At 72.8% G+C, this 316-nt stretch carries 1 pseudogene; it reads right to left on the reverse strand.

What is annotated here, in order from left to right:
• Positions 1-316, reverse strand: a pseudogene (locus OOT08_RS16855) (peptidylprolyl isomerase); the annotation flags it as partial.

Genomic DNA, 316 nt, shown 5'->3' on the forward strand with positions numbered 1-316 from the left:
CGGGAGCCGACGGTGCTGCCGTCCAGGTAGCCGCGCAGCGGCTCGCCGGAGCCGGTGCGGTCCATCAGCTCAGGCACACCCTGGTCCCAGCTGGAGCGGGTAACCCGGCCGCTCTCCCAGTCGATCGTGGTGACCTGGGCGATCAGGGCGTCATCCTTCGCGACGGTCTCGCCGTCGCCCTCGATCGCGACGGCCGTGCGCGTCTCGCTCGGCGCCTTCGACGGGGGCAGGACGACGCCGGGCTTGCCGGTCTCGTCGCTCACGACCGCGGGGAAGCCGGAGGGCAGGCTGCGGTTCTTCCCGCTTGCGTGCAGCT

This window comes from Leucobacter sp. M11 (genome assembly GCF_035726885.1).
GTDB lineage: Bacteria > Actinomycetota > Actinomycetes > Actinomycetales > Microbacteriaceae > JAPFRB01.